Origin of the sequence: Chromohalobacter nigrandesensis, from assembly GCF_023061285.1 — a bacterium.
Taxonomy (GTDB): Bacteria; Pseudomonadota; Gammaproteobacteria; order Pseudomonadales; family Halomonadaceae; genus Chromohalobacter; species Chromohalobacter nigrandesensis.
This window is the reverse complement of the sequence record NZ_JAKGAM010000002.1, coordinates 113661-127222: the sequence shown is the minus strand read 5'-3', so window position 1 is coordinate 127222 and position 13562 is coordinate 113661. Positions and strand designations below refer to the sequence as shown.

General features: G+C 62.0%; 15 protein-coding genes. 6 read left to right on the top strand and 9 right to left on the bottom strand.

What is annotated here, in order from left to right; genetic code table 11:
• Nucleotides 1-9 precede the first annotated feature (9 nt).
• From L1073_RS04120 to L1073_RS04105, 4 genes are all read right to left on the bottom strand, one after another.
• Nucleotides 10-564, bottom strand: a complete 555-nt coding sequence (locus L1073_RS04120) for a TRAP transporter small permease (protein WP_246897064.1) — start codon at nt 562-564, stop codon at nt 10-12.
• A gap of 101 nt (nt 565-665) precedes the next feature.
• Entirely contained in the window at nt 666-1646 is a 981-nt protein-coding gene (locus tag L1073_RS04115; protein WP_425531569.1) for a TRAP transporter substrate-binding protein, read from the bottom strand.
• Between the two features lie 95 nt (nt 1647-1741).
• Nucleotides 1742-2686 carry a LysR family transcriptional regulator gene (locus L1073_RS04110; RefSeq protein WP_246897062.1) on the bottom strand — a complete coding sequence of 315 codons (945 nt, stop codon included), beginning with the start codon at nt 2684-2686 and terminating at the stop codon, nt 1742-1744.
• Nucleotides 2687-2748: 62 nt separating this feature from the next.
• Entirely contained in the window at nt 2749-3186 is a 438-nt protein-coding gene (locus tag L1073_RS04105) for a VOC family protein (RefSeq protein WP_246897061.1), read from the bottom strand.
• Between the two features lie 214 nt (nt 3187-3400).
• Here L1073_RS04105 and L1073_RS04100 point away from each other — a divergent pair, with 214 nt between their 5' ends.
• The 5 genes from L1073_RS04100 to L1073_RS04080 all read left to right on the top strand — a co-directional run bounded on the left by L1073_RS04100 (nt 3401) and on the right by L1073_RS04080 (nt 7698).
• Nucleotides 3401-4153, top strand: coding sequence for a 5-oxoprolinase subunit PxpA (locus tag L1073_RS04100; protein ID WP_246897060.1), 753 nt, complete (start codon nt 3401-3403; stop codon nt 4151-4153).
• Nucleotides 4154-4157: 4 nt separating this feature from the next.
• Nucleotides 4158-4889: a 5-oxoprolinase subunit B family protein gene (locus tag L1073_RS04095; protein ID WP_343322457.1), complete on the top strand. Its 732-nt coding sequence runs from the start codon at nt 4158-4160 to the stop codon at nt 4887-4889.
• Nucleotides 4886-5809, top strand: coding sequence for a 5-oxoprolinase subunit C family protein (locus tag L1073_RS04090; protein ID WP_246897059.1), 924 nt, complete (start codon nt 4886-4888; stop codon nt 5807-5809). The genes L1073_RS04095 and L1073_RS04090 overlap by 4 nt, the downstream gene beginning before the upstream one ends.
• 68 nt (nt 5810-5877) lie before the next feature.
• Complete coding sequence (locus L1073_RS04085; RefSeq protein ID WP_246897058.1) at nt 5878-7209, top strand: pyridoxal phosphate-dependent aminotransferase; 1332 nt, start codon at nt 5878-5880, stop codon at nt 7207-7209.
• Nucleotides 7210-7299: 90 nt separating this feature from the next.
• A complete protein-coding gene (locus tag L1073_RS04080; RefSeq protein ID WP_246897057.1) occupies nt 7300-7698 on the top strand; it encodes a DUF4168 domain-containing protein in 399 nt (132 codons plus the stop codon).
• Nucleotides 7699-7903: 205 nt separating this feature from the next.
• On the opposite strand, the gene L1073_RS04075 is transcribed toward L1073_RS04080, so the two are convergent.
• The 3 genes from L1073_RS04075 to L1073_RS04065 form a co-directional block, all read right to left on the bottom strand.
• A complete protein-coding gene (locus L1073_RS04075; RefSeq protein ID WP_246897055.1) occupies nt 7904-8431 on the bottom strand; it encodes a PRC-barrel domain containing protein in 528 nt (175 codons plus the stop codon).
• A 66-nt stretch (nt 8432-8497) separates the two neighbouring features.
• Nucleotides 8498-8695 (bottom strand): CsbD family protein, encoded by a 198-nt coding sequence (locus tag L1073_RS04070; protein WP_246897054.1) that lies wholly within the window; start codon nt 8693-8695, stop codon nt 8498-8500.
• Between the two features lie 119 nt (nt 8696-8814).
• On the bottom strand, nt 8815-9690 hold the full coding sequence (locus L1073_RS04065) for an AEC family transporter (protein ID WP_246897053.1): 876 nt from the start codon (nt 9688-9690) through the stop codon (nt 8815-8817).
• 272 nt (nt 9691-9962) lie between these two features.
• On the opposite strand from L1073_RS04065, the gene L1073_RS04060 reads away from it, so the two are divergent.
• The gene (locus L1073_RS04060) at nt 9963-11636 is read left to right on the top strand and encodes a multidrug ABC transporter permease/ATP-binding protein (protein ID WP_246897052.1); all 1674 of its coding nucleotides are present in this window, start codon (nt 9963-9965) and stop codon (nt 11634-11636) included.
• Between the two features lie 32 nt (nt 11637-11668).
• Here L1073_RS04060 and L1073_RS04055 read toward each other — a convergent pair whose 3' ends face one another.
• Nucleotides 11669-12571 (bottom strand): ferredoxin family protein, encoded by a 903-nt coding sequence (locus L1073_RS04055; protein WP_246897051.1) that lies wholly within the window; start codon nt 12569-12571, stop codon nt 11669-11671.
• Nucleotides 12568-13419, bottom strand: a complete 852-nt coding sequence (locus L1073_RS04050) for an ABC transporter ATP-binding protein (protein ID WP_246897050.1) — start codon at nt 13417-13419, stop codon at nt 12568-12570. Before L1073_RS04050 ends, L1073_RS04055 begins: the two co-directional genes overlap by 4 nt.
• Between the last annotated feature and the right edge of the window lie 143 nt (nt 13420-13562).

Below are 13562 nucleotides of genomic sequence, written 5' to 3'. Positions count from 1 at the left end.
TATGGTGGGTCATGAGTCACCGTCCGTTTCGGGTGCCACATAGGAAGCGGGCGCGGTAAAGGCGATGCGCAGCGTGCCGATCAGTGTCTCGATCAATGCCAGGCACATCAGCGCGATGCCGACGACGAGAACGCTTTGCGGTATCCACAGGGGGATGGAAAGCAAACCCGAAGAAACATCCTCGTAATTGATGCTTTCGCGTACCAGGCCCACCAGCTCCCAGGTGAGCAACATGCTCAGCGCCATCGTCAATAGTAGACAGAGCGTCTCGACCCATACGCGAGCACGCGGCGGCAGGCGTGAAATGACCAGCGTCACGCGGATATGCGCGTGATGCGTGAAGGTATAGGCCATGCTCAGGAAGGTGGCGCCCACCAGCAGGTAGGCGGCCATTTCCGAGACACCGGGAATTTCGAGCCCCAGGGGTGCGCTGCCCACCGCAGCCAGCAGCGCATCCAGGCAGCGCAGCAGCACTTGAAAAGTGACGATGGCGCAGATCGCCAACATGCAGGCCGCGGCGCCCCAGGCACCGAGGCGATAGAGTCTGTCGAGTCGATAGGTCATGTCGGTCACTCACGAATGCGAGGGTGAGGACGGGGCCCTGCTCACCGTCGATAACGACGCGTGAGCGGGGCTTGCAGGTCTTGCTTCAAGGCGTGGATGCGTTATTCGGCGGCCTGGCGTTTGCGGTAGCGCTCGATCAGCGTCTTGGCCTGATCGCCGGCGCGTTCCTGCCAGTCTTCGAACAGCGAGTCGCCGGCGGCCTCGAGATCATCAGCCAGCTGGCCGCTGGGCTTGGAAATCGTGATGTCATGTTCCTTCAAGGCCTTGGCGCTCTCGGCGCTGTCCTCGCGGCTGGCCTGCCAGCCACGCCGTTCGGCCTCGGCGGCGGCATCCAGCACGGCCTGCTGCGTCTCGTCATCGAGGCGATCGAAGGCGCGCTTGTTGATGAACACGATGTTCTTGGGCAGCCACAGGTTGGCGTCACTGTAATTCGAGACATAGTCCCAGGCGGACATCGACTTGCCGGTGGAGACCGAGGTGATCATGGCGTCGACGCGCCCAGTGCTGAACGCGGTGGGAATATCGGCCTCTTCGGTTTCCGTGGGCGTGCCGCCGAGATTTTCGACGAAGCGCTGCGTGTTGATGTTGGGAGCGCGCACACGCAGCCCCTCGAACTGCGAGACATCGGTCAGCTCGAAGTCGGTATAGATACCCTGCGCCGGCCATGGCACGGCATACAGCGGCATCAGCCCTTCCTTGGCGAACATCTGGGTGATGATCGGCTTGGAGGCTTGCCAGAGGTCGTAGGCGTCTTCGTAGCTACCGGCCAGCCCCGGCAACGTATCCACTTCGTAGATCGGCGATTCGTTGGAGAGCGAGGAAAGAAACACTTCGCCCGCCTGCACGGTGCCACGCCGAACGGAAGGTTTGATTTCGGAGTGCGCGATCAACGAGCCGCCGCTGTGCACGCTGATATCCAGTTCGCCATCGGTAGCGTCGGCGACGTTCTCGGCGAATTGCTTGGTATTCTGGGTATGAAAGCTGGCATCGCCGTAGGGAGAGGCGAGGTTCCATTGCGCGGCCATGGCGCTGCCGGCAATGCCGAGCGAGCCGATTGCCGCCAGCCAGACGAAAGAATGCATCGTACGCATGTTCAATTCCTCATTGTTATTGAACTCGGAAGACGGATTCATTCTTCAAGTGGCGATGCACTGGCGTCAAATCGTTAATTCTGATGTCAAGTATCGACGTAGCCTTTCACAGTGGTAGGCGATGAAAGCTTTCCGTGATCTTGGGCGTAATCGGCGGCGCACTGCTTGGCCAGGCGAGCCACGCTTGCGCAGAAGCTCGGGTAGTTGGAGCGGCGCCAGATGGCGTCATAGATCATCGGTGGCAACGGTTCTTCCAGCGTCAGGCGTTCCAGGCTGCCTGCGTCCACGGCATCGCGAACCGTGGCAACCGGCAATACACCGATGCCCAGTCCCTCGATGCTCATACGCATGATCGTCATCAGCGTGCTGGTGGAGTGAATGCGTGGCGTGTCGATGCCCAGTGCGGTGAGGTAGGCGACCAGCTCGCTGTACGGCCGTGCCTGTTTGCTGAAGGAAATGAACGCCGTGTCGGCGAAGGTTTCCATGTCGCCATGGCGCAGTGTGGCGGCCAGCTCGGGGGCCGCGAACATGCCCATCTCGAAGGTGCAAAGCGGCGTCTGGATGGCGCAGAGCCCCGGCGCCAGGCCGTCCATGGCGAACAGCATGTCGAGGTCGTTCTCGGCCAGGCGTTGATGCAGGAAGGGGGAAATATCCACCATCAACTCGATGGTCAGTTGTGGGTAGCGCTCGGCCAGACGACGCATGAAGGTCGGGCACCAACTGCTGGCGATGGTCTCGATGACTCCCAGACGCAGTGTGCCGGAGAACGATTCTTCGTCCTGAAACAGGCGCATGGCCTCGTCGCGGCCCTCGAGCAGGCGCTCGGCATGCGTGAAGAACTCGCGGCCGCGAAGCGTGGGTTGCACGGGACGCGCCGAGCGGTCGAGTAGCGACTCGCCGACGCTGTCTTCCAGCCGGGTGATGCGGTCCGAGATCGACGGCTGGGTGACGTGCAGCTTGGTCGCGCCCTTGCGAAACGAGCCCAAGCGCACCACCCAGACGAAGGCCTCGAGTTCCTTGAAGTCGAACATCGGTGATCCTGCACAGGTCGCCGCGCGATCCCCGCGCGGCGGAAGGGAAGCGGCGGCGGATACTATGTTTTCTTGAACAACTGCGTCTCGCGGTCCTTGAAGGCCTTGAACTCCAGGGCGTTGCCTGAGGGGTCGTAGAAGAACATGGTGGCCTGCTCGCCGGGTTCGCCTTTGAAGCGCACGTAGGGTTCGATCTCGAAGGCCACGTCGTGTGCGCGCAGCTTGTCGGCCAGGGCTTGCCAGGCACTCATCTCGAGGACCACGCCGAAATGCGGTACCGGTACGCCATGGCCATCCACCGGGTTCTTGTGGCTAGCGACGGCGGTGTCCTTCAGTGCAGGATTGAGGTGGCAGACGAACTGATGACCAAAAAGGTCGAAATCCACCCAGCTCTCCGATGAGCGACCTTCGGGACAGCCCAGGAAGTCGCCGTAGAAACGCCGGGCTTCGTCGATATCGCGGACCTGCACGGCAAGATGGAAGGGATCGCTGACAGCCATGGAGGCCTCCTCGGGATCTGTTGTGATTGGCATTCGTGAACTGTGATTCTTTAACCCGGCGCTGTGCGCCGTCAACTCGTTTTCCCATGCGCTGCGATGAAAGGTTCCACCGATATCGCGCATCACGAAAAACGATTGGACCGGGCCGCGCGGGCTTTCATAGAGTGAAATAACGAAATCATGAAAGCCGACGACAATAAAAGAGGTCATGTTCATGCCCCTACCGCTTCTCAACTGCGACATGGGAGAGAGCTTCGGCAACTGGAAAATGGGCCTCGACGATGAGGTCATGCCCTATGTCGACTGCGCCAATATCGCCTGTGGCTTTCATGCCTCCGACCCCGACATTATGCGGCGTACCGTGGCGCTGGCCGTGCAACACGGCGTCCGCGTCGGGGCGCATCCTGCCTATCCCGACCTGCAAGGTTTCGGGCGGCGTTCGCTGGCCTGTACGCCGCGCGAGGTCGAGGACATGATGCTGTATCAGATCGGCGCGCTGGAGGGCATGTGTCGCGCCGAGGGCACGACCGTGAGCTACGTCAAGCCGCACGGTGCGTTGTACAACGACATGGCTCGCGACCCGGAACTGATGCGCGGCGCCATGCGCGCGGTGCTGGCTTATGATCGCCGCTTGCCACTGCTGGCCATGGCCACGGCGGATCCGGCGCCGATGCGGGCGCTGGCCGAGGAAATGGGCGTCACGCTATGGTTCGAGACCTTCGCCGACCGTGCCTACGACCCTCAGGGGCGGCTGGTGTCGCGACGCGAGCCGGGCGCCGTGCATCAAGATCGCGAGACCATCGTGGCCCAGGCGGTGACGCTCGCCAAGGGCGAAACACTGACCGCCAATGATGGCAGCGCGCTGCGTCTGGCCGCCGATACGCTCTGCGTTCATGGCGATAATGCCGAGTCGGTGGCCGCTGTGCGCGCCATTCGCGATGCCTTCGATGGCCTGGCACGGGAGTGAGCCGGTGAACGATCCGAGTATCGAAACGGTAGGCATGGACAGTCTCATCGTGCGCCTCTTCGACAGCATCGACGAGGAACACATGCCGTGGATGCTGGCCGCCGACCATGCCCTGCGCGAGGCCTTCGGCGAGGCGCTGATCGACCTGGTGCCATCCTACACCACGCTGCTGGTGCACTACGATATCCAACGCCTGGACCTGCAGGCTGCTCGTGCCCGGGTAAGCGAGGCGCTGAAGGGCTTGACGCCGGCGACGAGTGGCGAAGGTCAGCGGCATGTGATCCCGGTGTGGTACGACGTCAGTGTCGGCCCGGAGCTCGAGCGTATCGCCGAGCGTCTGGGCGTCAGCCACGAGGACGTGATCGCTCGGCACTGCGCGCGGGATTACAGCGTCTTCGCGTTGGGCTTTGCGCCGGGTTACGCCTTCATGGGACGTCTCGACGATGAGCTGGCCACGCCGCGCCTGAAGACGCCACGCCAGCAAGTTGCCGCCGGCAGCGTGGCCATCGCCGAGCGCCAGACGGCGGTCTATCCCACGCTCTCGCCGGGTGGCTGGAACATCATCGGGCGTACGCCTGTGGCGCTGTTCGGCCGCGACCGCGAGGGCTACAGCCTGTTTCGGCCCGGCGATAAAGTGCGTTTCGAGGCAATTTCCCGCGAGGCGTTCATCGAGCAAGGCGGCGATTCGACGCCGTTGGCCGAACGCGGCGATACCCCCACGGAGGCCCAGACATGAAGGGATTGATCGTCGAACGCGCGGGGCCGCTGGCGCTGGTTCAGGATGGCGGACGCTTCGGTGTGCGCCATCTCGGCGTGACCCAGGGCGGTGCCGCCGATTGGGTATCGTTGGGATGGGCCAATTGGCTGCTGGGTAACGCGCCGCAAACCCCCGGCGTGGAAATTACCGTCGGCGGCTTGGTTCTGTATGCCGAGACCTCGGCGACGCTGGCCCTGACGGGGGCGGATCTGGGCGCGACCCTCGACGATGCGCCATTGCCGCCGGGGACGCGCTTCACCATTTCTGCCGGCCAGCGCCTGGCCTTCGAGAGTCCTCGGACGGGCTTGCGCGCCTATCTTGCCTTCCCGGGTGGGCTCGATGCCATGCCGGTGCTGGGTAGCGTGGCGAGTACGGTGCGCGAAAGTCTGGGCGGGCTCGATGGCCAGGGGCGGGTGCTGGACGAAGGCGATTGCCTGACATGGGCAGGCACGACCGGAGCCGAGCGCACGCTGCCCTCGAGCATGGGCACGTTACCTGGAGATGGAGAACGCGTGATGTTGGCACTGGTGAGCGGTGCGCAGATCGCCGATTTCAGCGGTACCAGCGTATTCGAGGCCTTCAACACACCATGGCAGGTCGATCAGCGAGCGGATCGCATGGGCGTGCGTCTCACCGGTCCCGAACTGCGTTACCTGGGCGAAGGAATGGTCTCCGAGGGAATTCCGCTGGGCGCCGTTCAGGTACCCGCCGATGGCCAGCCCATTGTGCTGCTCAATGACCGCCAGACCATCGGTGGTTATCCGCGTCTCGGCGCATTGACGCCGCTGGCCTGCGCGCGCTTGGCGCAATGCCAGCCGGACACTGAGGTATGGCTGACGCCGGTGGCGGCGAGGCAGGCGCGTGATGCGCATCTTCGCCAGTTGGCGTGCTGGCGCTGATGGACTGAGCAAGGCATCCTCGAAGCGTTCTCGCTGCTTTCCTTATGCCATATTCTCAGGAGTTTGCCATGCTTGCTTCCACGACATCCCCTGATGTCTCGGGGCCCGCACCCAGCGCCGCCGATTGGCTGGGCCGGGGTTATGCCGATGATCACAACGCCACCGCCGCTTCGGATACGCTGTTGATCAACGAGCAGTCGCGTCTACTCGAAACGCAGGGGCGGCGCATCATCAAGTTCGGTTTCGGCCAATCGCCGTTTCCGGTCTTCGCCCCGGCGGTGGAGACGCTGGCCGAACATGCCGCCGACAAGGCCTATCTGCCGGTGCAGGGCATGGCCGCGCTGCGCGATGAGGTGGCAGCTTTCCACCGCCACATGGATGGTACCGACTGGCGAGCCGAACGCGTGTTGGTGGCGCCGGGAAGCAAGCTGCTGCTGTTTGCACTGATGAAGGCCCTACCGCGTTCTGAGGTGCTCATTCCGGCGCCGGCCTGGGTGTCCTATGCGCCGCAGGCGCGACTGGCGGGACAGCCGGCGGTGCGCCTGGAAACGAGTTTCGATAATCGCTGGCTGATCACGCCGGCACAGCTTGACCGGCATTGCCGCGAGCATGGCCCCGGCCTGCGGCTTTTGATCCTCAACGTGCCGGGCAACCCTACCGGCCTGTCGTACGATCCCGAGATGCAGCGTGAACTGGCGGCGGTCGCCAAGCGTCATGGCGTGCTGGTGCTCTCTGATGAGATCTACGGACCGCTCGATCATCGCGGGGCGCATCGCTCCTTTGCACGCGATTACCCTGAGGGCACCCTGACCACCAGCGGTCTTTCCAAATGGTGCGGCGCAGGCGGTTGGCGCCTGGGCGTCATGAATGTGCCCGAGGCGCTGGGTGATGAGTTGCTGATACGTTTGCTGGGCATCGCCTCGGAAACCTGGTCGAGCGTGGCGAGTCCGGTCCAGGCGGCGGCGATCACCGCGTATAGTGTCACGCTGGCGCTGGAGATGTATCTCGACGCCCAGCGGCAGTGGTTGAGCATGATCGGCCAATGGTGCGCGCAACGCCTCGAGGCGACCGGGATTCGCACCCATGCGCCGGATGGCGGCTTTTATCTGTTCCCCGATTTCGGTGCATACCGTGAGGCACTACGAGCGCGTGGGATTACCACCAGCGCCGAATTGACTGCGGCGCTGCTTGAGGAAGCGGGTATTGCGCTCTTGCCGGGCAGTGCATTTGGCTGTGAACCGACGCAACTGACAGCGCGCTTGGCTTATGTAGACTTCGATGGCGCGGCGCTGTTGGCACGCCCTTGTCCCGACGATCCCGAGGCGGCGATGGCTGCGCCCGAGCTGGCCACAGTGCGTCATGGCATCGAGGCGATGTTGGTTTGGCTGTCTACTGTTTGATAATTTACAATCTGTTACACGAAAAATGTGAACTCACCCACTAGAGTGGCGTCACAATAGCCACGCACACGCAATAACCTGGAGGTATTCATGCAACGGATCACTGCTCTTGTTTCAGCGGCTATGCTGACGACCGGAATGGTAGCGGCACAGGGCGCCATGGCACAGCAGGAAGACCCGGCAGCAAGCGGGACAACCCAGACTCAGGGTGCGTCTTCTCAGGATTTTTCTGATCAACAGCTTCAACAGTTCGCCGATGCGTCTGAGGAAATTTCTCAAGTTTCCCAGAAGTACACCGAGCAGCTTCAGAACGCGGATGGCGAAGACGAGCAGCAGGAGCTTCGTGAAAAAGCCAATGAAGAGATGGTCAGTGTTGTTGAAGATAGCGGCATGAGCGTCGAAGACTTCAATGCCGTTGGTCAGGCGATCCAGCAGGATCCTGAGCTCATGCAGCGCGTTCAGGGCATGGTCCAAGGCCAGCAGCAGTAAGCGAAAGGCTCGATATCACTGTCGACGTAACCTTCGCGGAAAAGGCCACCTTAGGGTGGCCTTTTTCATGCTCGGTCGCCATACCTCAGCCCACACGAGGTAGGAGGGCAATTATATGTGTGCCGTCAGTTCAACATGAAAAAGGCCCACCATTGATGGCGGGCCTTCTCGATACTTCACTCTTTACAGGCGAAGAGTCCGACGATCAGTTGTCGTTAAGGGCATCGCTGGCATCGTCCAGTAGATCGGCGGTGGCCGACTTGGTGCTTTGCCAAGCGCTTTCGGCGCCCTGCTTGGTATCGTCCCATGCCTGGCGAGCTTGCCCTTTGGCATCCTGCCACCAGTCGTTGTCGTACTCAGGCAGCTTGGCGACCTCATCGCGCGTCATGTCGAGCGTGACACGATACTCCAAGTCATCGAGATCATCGGCGTTCTGCGTCTCGAGGGTAAAGTTGTCGCGATCGACGACACGATGCGTATCGCCAAGATCGAGAACGCCCCCGGTGTCGATGACCAAGGCTTGAACGCTCATGTCCTCGCCCAGCAGCACGTCCTCGACGTCACCCACGTCTTCGTTGGGGTTGTCCGAGAGGAAAATATCGGCGTCCATCAATTCGTCAGCCGAATATAGTCCTTGGGGCTGAGTATCTGATTGTGCGAGGGCGGCGCCTGTCAGGCTCAGGCTGCCGATGAGAATGGCGGTTTGCGTCATGCGATGCAGTGAGTGGCGCATTGAGAAGCTCCTTCTTCGTCGATTCTATCTATTCGGCGGGTGTCGAATGACTGGCGAGATGCGCGATCAGACCGAATGAGCCCAGTCATCGGCGCGCTTTTCGGCTTCTTCCTTGGTGATCCCGTATTTGGTCTGCAGCTTGCCGATCAATTGATCGCGCTTGCCGGCGACCTGGTCGAGTTCGTCGTCGGTCATTTCGCCCCAGGATGCTTTGGCTTTGCCTTTGACCTCGGTCCAACGACCTTCTATCTGATCCCAATTCATGGCGGTTCCTCCTGAACGGTTGCCAACAACACGAGCGCTTCCTGCGCGTCGCGTGCATTAGGAAGAATAACAGAGATGTGTGCGTTGGCAATTACACACCCCGCGCCAGCGAATGCAGGCTACATGAACAGCGCCAGCAGCAGCGGCACGTAGATGAAGGCCAGCAACGTGGAGCAGAACACCAGGCTGGCGACGTATTCCGGTTCGCGCTGTGAACGTTGTGCAAAAAGGTAATTATAGACCGCTACGGGCATGCTCATCTGCATCACGAGCACGCTCTGCGCCAGGGGCGGAAGGTCCAGGAGCCAGCCCACGCCGAAGGCCACGCAAACGGCGAGCGCCGTGCGTATGAGGCTGAATGCGAGCCCCGAGGACAGACTGCGCACCTGGATGTTGGCCAGCGAGACGCCGAGGGTGATCAGCATCAAGGGGACGGTGAAGCCAGAGATCAGCTCCACGGTGTTGTCGATCCACAATGGCAGGTCGGTATCCGTGAGCAGGATGGCCACCGACAGCAGAATGCTATACACGGTAGGCGTGCGCAGCAGGCTCTTCAGCGGATTGCTGCGGCTGATCATCATGATCCCGAAGGTGAACTGCACCAGGGCGACCGTCACCATCACGGTGATGGCATAGGCGAAGCCCTCGCTGCCGAATGCATAGAGTGCCACCGGCAAGCCCATGTTGCCGGTGTTGGGGTACATCATGGGTGCCAATAGCACGCGCCAGTTCTTGCGCAGCAGTATCGCCATCAGCCAGGTGGCCAGCGCCATGACCAGCAGCACGCCCAGCGTGCTCAGCATGGTGCGCCCGAAGGTGTGGGCGTCGATGTTGGCGCCGGAGAGCGAGGCGAGAATCAATGACGGCGTGCCGACATTGAAGACCAGTTTGGTGACGAAGTCGGTGGGATACGCGTATCCCAGGCGTATCCAGAAAAATCCGATACTGGCGCCCACGAACACGGGGGCCATGACAGCGAAGAGTTGGGCGAGCATGTGTGTGCCTGAGTCAGGGTTCAGGCCTGCGCCCGTTGTGCAGCGGGCGGACGGGCCGTTGTGAATGCGGCCGTGACGGTCGCGGGATGTGCCATATTAGAAGGCTATTGTCGCCAATCGCAGTGAAGCGTTGCAACGTGCATACGAAAACGAGAATCCTTTACCTTGACGTGGCGCGAGAATTGGCAAGAATCGTGGGCCACGCTGACATTCATCGACGTCGCGTATAACGCGGCGCGTCGCCACTTTCAAAATAACGTCTAGAGAACTGCATGGAACTTTTGCGCGTCGTCTATCGCGATTATCGTTGGCCGTTCATCGGCGTCATGGTGTTGAGCCTGGCCAGCGCGGGGCTGGGTATCGGGGTCATCGCCTTCATCAACCAGTACTTGATCGAGGCTCAGGGCGACCCGCTTCTAGTGCTGCCTCAGTTCCTGGGGCTGATCGCCTTGCTGCTGGCGGTCACGCTGGGTTCGCAACTGGCGCTGACCGTGCTCGGCCACCATTTCGTCTATCGTCTGCGCGGACGTCTCATCAAGCGGATTCTGGATACCGACATCGAACGACTCGAGCGGCTGGGCAGCGCGCACCTGCTGGCCAGCTTATCCAGCGACATTCGTAATATCACCATCGCCTTCGTGCGCCTTCCCGAGCTGGTGCAGGGGGTCATCCTGACGCTGGGGTCGGCCGCGTATCTGGCCTGGCTCTCGCCGGGGATGCTGTTCATCACTGCGCTATGGGTGGCGGTGACCGTGGTGGGGGGCTGGTATCTGGTGTCGCATGTGTATCGCCATCTGGGAAAGGTGCGCGACACCGAGGACCGGCTCTACAAGGATTACGAGGCGGTGATCGACGGCCGCAAGGAACTGGCGCTCAATCGCGACCGTGCCCGGTCACTGTATGAGGATGTCTACGAGCGCGACGCCAAGGCCTATCGGCATCACATCATCCGCTCCGACACCTTCCACCTGAGCGCGGTGAACTGGTCGAACATCATGATGCTGGGCGCCATCGGCATGGTGTTCTTCCTCGCCAATGGCCTCGGTTGGGCCAATACCAACGTGGCGGCAACCTATTCGCTGACGCTTTTATTCCTGCGCACGCCCTTGATCCAGGCGGTGGGGGCATTGCCCACGCTGTTGAGTGCCCAGGTCGCCTTCGACAAGCTCAGGACACTGGCATTGACCGAGTATCGCGCGGAGTTCGGCGAGAGCGCCGCGCACGGCGACTGGCAGACGCTGGAGCTGCGCGGCGTGACCTTTGCCTATGCTGCGGGCGAGCATGGCCGTGGCTTTGAAGTGGGGCCGGTCGATCTCACCTTGTCGCGCGGTGAACTGGTGTTTCTGATCGGTGGCAACGGCAGTGGCAAATCGACGCTAGCGCGCCTGCTGACCGGCCTTTATCAGCCGTATGCCGGTGAGATCCTCATCGATGGCGTTCCCGTCGATGACGCCGGCTGGCAGGCGTTTCGTAGTCGCTTCGCCGCCGTATTCACCGACTTCTACCTCTTCGATCAGGTGATCGGCCCTGATGGCGAGGCGCCGGACACGGCCTTGGTCGACGCCTGGATCGCGCGCCTGGGGATGGGCGAGAAGCTGCATTTCGATGGCTGGCGAGTGACCGACACGCAGCTTTCCCAGGGGCAGCGCAAGCGCCTTGCGCTGCTGCTGGCGGTGGCCGAGCAGCGCGATATCCTGTTGCTCGACGAATGGGCGGCGGATCAGGACCCGCAGTTCCGGCGCATCTTCTATCGAGAACTGCTGCCCTTGCTGCGCGAACACGGCAAGACCGTCTTCGCCATCAGCCACGACGATCACTACTTCCAGCACGCCGACCGGCTACTGGAGATGCGCGCAGGGCAGTTGAGCGAATTGACCGGCGAGATGCGCGATCGCGTCAGCCGCGACGCCGTGGCTCGGCTCGAAGACACATCAGGCAACGTGTGACGGGCGGCGACTGCTTGCAGCGGCATCCAGCGTCATGCGGCTGAGATATCGGTGGTATTCCAGACGAGGCTTTCGGTGGGGCCGTCGTCCAGGTCGGAGCACGTGTCGACACGTAGAACCGTCGTCGTTTCGCATATGACCTGCAGGCGACCATGCTCACCATCTTGCTCCCATCGCCACAGGATGTGTCGCCGGTGTTCGTTGCCGGTGTCGTCCTGTAACGTCAGGTTGGCCGTCGGGTATCGTTGTTCAAGAAAGCTCAGGACTGCGAGCTGGGCACACTGCTGCGCGGGTGTCAGCCGGGAGTCGCCGCGATAGCCGGGCAGAAAGCGACGGCCTTGCGCCTCGGCATGGAGAAAAGGTAATGCCTGCTGCGGTGTGATGCGGCCGTACTTGCGCACCGGTGAGAGCAGGATAATGCTGGCGGCGAGGCGGCAGCCGCCCAGATGGCTGCTTTCCCAGACATCGAAGGGCAGCTCATATGCCGCGACGACCTGGGCCAATTGCTTGTAGGTCCGGTGACCATACTTGGCGCAGCATTTGTCCTTCTTGCCGTGAGTGCAGCAAAGCAGCAGGTCGCGGTCGACCGCTTCTCCCTCCCATGCTGTCAGTGGCGCCCCTGACTGCCACGCGGTCAGAAACGCCTCCAGTGCCTCGCGAGGCACGACAAACCGTCGGCGTTCAGGCATCAGAAATACCTGGTGGCTGTCGCTGGCCTGTTCACGCCGATGAATCAGATTGACCCGCCGCCCGTCGGCGGCGATGGCGTCGAGGGTTTGTACCAGGCTGTCCGGCATGTCGTGGGCATGGCGCAGATTGCGTGTCCATTTGGCGCGAGGCCAACTGATCAGGAGGTTGCGCTCAACGTGCGCGGCACTGCCGGCCAGCGGATCATGCCGCTCACGGCTGAGATCGGCGCAGAATCGATGGCTCATGAAGCACAACGTTGGTGGGCGGTGGGTTGGGCACGCCGGTGGGATCCCCGTTTCTTGTGTGGCACGCAGATCGGACTGCCAGTCTCGGGATCCTCGAGCACATGGGCATCGAGATCGAAGACATGCTTGAGGTTGGTGGCCGTGAACACCTCCCCAGGCGCGCCACTGGTGACAATACGCCCTTCACGCATCATCACCAGTTGATCGGCGTAGGCCGCCGCCAGGTTCAAGTCGTGCAGCACCAGCAGCAGGGTGCGGCCGTGCTCGTGAGCCAGGCGGGATAGCAGCTCCAGCAAGTCTACCTGCACCTTGAGGTCGAGGAAGGTTGTGGGCTCATCGAGCAGGATCAGGTCGGTCTGCTGAGCCAGCACCATGGCGATCCAACAACGCTGCCGCTGACCGCCGGAGAGCGCATCGACGCTGCGCTCGGCGAACGCCGTGACGTCGGCATAGGCCATCGCCTCGCGAATGGCCAGGGCATCCTGCTCGGCATCCTGTCGCCACAATCGCTGGTGAGGAAAGCGCCCCATGCCGACCAGTTGCCGGACCGTCAATCCCTCCGGCGCGGAAGGGCCCTGCGGCAGGATGCCCAGGCGCTGGGCGACCTCTCGCGTATTGCGGCGGTGAATATCCTTGCCATCGAGACAGACTTGCCCGGCACTGGGTATCAGCGTGCGCGCCAGCGTCTTCAGCAGTGTTGATTTACCGCTACCGTTGGGGCCGAGCAACACCGTCAGCTTGCCCTCGGCCACTGCCAGATCGACACCATCCAGTACGCGTTGCGATTCGTACCCGACGCACAGGGCTTCGCCTGTCAGACGCGGCGGCTTGGCAGGTATTGAGGGCATGAAGGTGGCTCGTTGGGATGATCCTTAGGCTGGCAACCGTAAGACAAAAAATTCTCATTTTCAATATTGCGGGGTAGGTCCACTCGCTCTTCCACCATGATGGGGGAGCTAATGATTCGTGCGGCGGACATGTGCAAGCGTTG